At 40.4% G+C, this 3030-nt stretch carries 5 protein-coding genes and 1 pseudogene; all 6 read left to right on the top strand.

Annotated elements, in window-relative coordinates:
- The first annotated feature begins 765 nt into the window (after positions 1 to 765).
- Positions 766 to 987, top strand: coding sequence for a ribbon-helix-helix domain-containing protein (locus PX484_RS15535; RefSeq protein WP_287669776.1), 222 nt, complete (start codon positions 766 to 768; stop codon positions 985 to 987).
- Between the two features lie 122 nt (positions 988 to 1109).
- Positions 1110 to 1337: a hypothetical protein gene (locus PX484_RS15540; RefSeq protein WP_045356058.1), complete on the top strand. Its 228-nt coding sequence runs from the start codon at positions 1110 to 1112 to the stop codon at positions 1335 to 1337.
- 2 nt (positions 1338 to 1339) lie between these two features.
- Positions 1340 to 1774: a type II toxin-antitoxin system VapC family toxin gene (locus PX484_RS15545; protein ID WP_149988065.1), complete on the top strand. Its 435-nt coding sequence runs from the start codon at positions 1340 to 1342 to the stop codon at positions 1772 to 1774.
- A gap of 210 nt (positions 1775 to 1984) precedes the next feature.
- A complete protein-coding gene (locus tag PX484_RS15550) occupies positions 1985 to 2356 on the top strand; it encodes a hypothetical protein (RefSeq protein ID WP_287170282.1) in 372 nt (123 codons plus the stop codon).
- Complete coding sequence (locus PX484_RS15555; protein ID WP_288104607.1) at positions 2356 to 2736, top strand: type II toxin-antitoxin system VapC family toxin; 381 nt, start codon at positions 2356 to 2358, stop codon at positions 2734 to 2736. The genes PX484_RS15550 and PX484_RS15555 overlap by 1 nt, the downstream gene beginning before the upstream one ends.
- 133 nt (positions 2737 to 2869) lie before the next feature.
- A pseudogene (locus PX484_RS15560) lies at positions 2870 to 3030 on the top strand (ISL3 family transposase); the annotation flags it as partial.

Here is a 3030-nt window from a genome sequence, read left to right on the forward strand (position 1 = left end):
ACAAATTAGGTCAGAATTTCAGCTAAATTTATGAGTTGAGATAAGTTTTTTATGGGCAGATATTTTAAAACTGTCTCTTGAAGCTAATTATGATGATTATCTTGAAAAAAAATGATAATTAGACAGAAGTTCTCTATGTGAACAAGAGAACTTTATCTTCTTTTGTTTTCAAAATGAGAATTGCTGTCACGACTGGAAGCTGTCCAGCTTGAATAGATTTAGACTCAATGGGTACGGAACTGTCAACAACCATTTTAATTTTCTCCCAAATTATCAGAATTAAATCGAACTTAAAGGGTAGTGTATTTTAAGTAGTCGTGCAAAATTAATTTCCTAGTGAAGATAGGCAAGAGGCAAGAGGCAAGAGGCAAGAGGCAAGAGGTGGTTAGATATGTGTAATTAATTTTGCTTAGGTACTTATCTCAACACCCAACACAACCGAAGTTTAGGAACTTAAGGAAAAAGTTAGTAAAATTCCCCAAACCCCTACCCCGCCTAACTTTCAGCCCCTCAATCCTCCCGCAAAAAACCTTAACTTGGGAAAAATCCCCAACTTTACCAACTTAAGCCCAAGCCTTGTCAAAATATCCTGACAATCTTTCCCACTCCGACCCCCAAACTTGTAACTCATACCCAAGACCCCAAAAACAGCGATCTACATCAAGAACCGCGATCTCCACAGCCCAGAAACCCACCCCACCGCAGAAACGAGAAAAACCTCTTGCCTCCGCAACCCTGGGATGATTCCACAGTAACAAACCTATAATGAAAAAAAGCCAAGCCTTAACGACCCTGAAATTAACCTTAAAACCCGAACACCAAAAGCTGATCGAAGCCAAACTAAATACGGGGCGTTATGCCAATCCAGATGAAATCATTGCCGAAGCCTTGCAATTACTGAGTAAATGCGATCGCTATCAACAATGGGCAATCGAGTTTGATCCCCCTAAATCCCCCGTTCGGCTGATCTCACGGCCGAAGCCTTAAAAAAGGGGACTTTCTTGAAGAGGCGAAGGAATTGATGGAGAAACCGCGATACAATCAGCGATCGCCCGATAAATCTCTATAATATTCTATAATATCGAGTATTCCCCCATCCCAAACCAGCCATGACAGCCAAAGAACAACTCCTACAGGAAATCGAAACCGCCTCCGATGAAACCATTGACCAACTCCTCAACTTCCTCCATCAAACCCAAACCACCAAACCGAAACAACCCTTTTGGCAATTTATCGAAGAACTCACCGCCGATATTCCCCCAGAAGTCTTAGAAACCCTACCCACCGATGGAGCCGAACAACACGATCATTATCTTTATGGCACACCAAAACAATAACAATGAAACTCATCTTTGCTGATACTTTTTATTGGATTGCCTTGATTAATCCCAGGGATAACTGGCACTTTATTGCCTTAAATTATGCCCAAAAATATACAGATGATTATCTAATAACTACCGATGGCATTGTAGATGAAACACTCAATTATTTTGCAACTAAAGGTGCGATTATGCGTCGAAAAGCTCTTGCGACCTACTTTCAAATCCGTCAAGAGCCGAACATGGAAATTATTTCTTATACGCCTCAACTCAGACAAGCTGGAATTCAACTATTTGATGAACGTCCTGATAAGGGCTATAGCCTGACAGACTGCATTTCTATGATTGTGATGAAACAAAGGAGAATTGCAGAAGTATTAACCCATGACAAACACTTCACCCAAGAAAACTTTCGGATTTTGTTCCAAGATTCTAATTTTAATAATCTTACTTAGAATTTGATTGCTTAGAGCAGTATTTCATTATTGATCTCCACAGAATCGGGCATCGTCGGGAAATTTATGAGGCATAGCGGCGATCGCCTAACCCTAACTTTCAAGAACAATATAGACTCTTTTCTGCCGAACCTCTTAAATTCAGACTAAACTAGACTATCACTGCAATATCATAGACTTAGTTAAGAAAATTGTTAGAGAACCTTAACCATGCTCAAACATTATGACGTGACCATCGAAGGCGATCATATCCAATGGCTAGGGGAAAAGCCCAAAGCACAGACCCTCCGCGCCATCCTTATCATTGAAGAAGAACCATCTCCCTCGACCCAAACAAAACGCACAATCCCGACTCATTTGATCGGTAAAGGCAAAACCTTAGGGGATATTGTCAGTCCTATCGTGGATCAAGAAGATTGGGAATGTAAAACTTCTGCCCCTTCCCCACTAAACAACAAACCGATTTGGGAAATCGCCGATGAAATAATCGCCACCATCCCTGAAGAATCCTTTGACCAGATCCCCACCGATGCGGCGGCCAACTTGGATTACTATCTTTATGGCAATTCTCCTCAAGAATAATGCAGACCCTCTTCGCCGACACATTTTATTGGGTTGCCTTGATTCATGCTAAAGATCAATGGCATAGACAAGTGCGAGCTTTTAGTACGTTAATTCAAGATTATTCTTTAATTACAACCGATTTAGTCTTGGTGGAATATCTCAACTTTTTTGCCAAATTTGATCAACCCATGAAACAAGGTGTCGTCAATTTCTATCGCCAAATCCAAACCTCTCCAAATCTGCAAATTATTAGCCTTGATTCTTATTTAATTCAATCAGGTGTAGAACTTTATGCCAACCGTCTAGACAAAGGCTATAGCCTGACTGATTGTGTCTCAATGATTGTGATGAAACAAATGGGAATTTATGAAATACTCACCATGACCAGATCATTTTGATGCTGGAGAGCGATCGCTTTTTAGGATATAGAACGGAGTAATGGCGTTTTGGGAAATATGGGAAGTGCGCTCTTGGCTCTTCTAGGTTCTGTGTGAGGATGGTATAATAATAATACAGGACAGGAGGTGGGTTATGTGGATAAATTTTGATCAACTCCTCGATTTACCAAATGTAACAGTGGTCAATTATCAAAAAATTGCTCAGACAATTTTCCTAAAGCTCGCTCTTTTAAATGAAACAATTGAATGTCCGAATTGCCATCAAACCTTGGACAGAATCAATCAGACAGAGTA

The organism is Microcystis sp. M49636_WE2 (genome assembly GCF_030065375.1).
Lineage (GTDB): Bacteria > Cyanobacteriota > Cyanobacteriia > Cyanobacteriales > Microcystaceae > Microcystis > Microcystis aeruginosa_C.

What these genes read in the sequence shown, in the direction of transcription:
- PX484_RS15540 (WP_045356058.1), top strand. Translation starts at nt 1,110, where the DNA reads ATGACAGCCAAAGAACAACTCCTACAGGAAATCGAAACCGCCTCCGAT.
- PX484_RS15550 (WP_287170282.1), top strand. Translation starts at nt 1,985, where the DNA reads ATGCTCAAACATTATGACGTGACCATCGAAGGCGATCATATCCAATGG.
- PX484_RS15545 (WP_149988065.1), top strand. Translation starts at nt 1,340, where the DNA reads ATGAAACTCATCTTTGCTGATACTTTTTATTGGATTGCCTTGATTAAT.
- PX484_RS15535 (WP_287669776.1), top strand. Translation starts at nt 766, where the DNA reads ATGAAAAAAAGCCAAGCCTTAACGACCCTGAAATTAACCTTAAAACCC.
- PX484_RS15555 (WP_288104607.1), top strand. Translation starts at nt 2,356, where the DNA reads ATGCAGACCCTCTTCGCCGACACATTTTATTGGGTTGCCTTGATTCAT.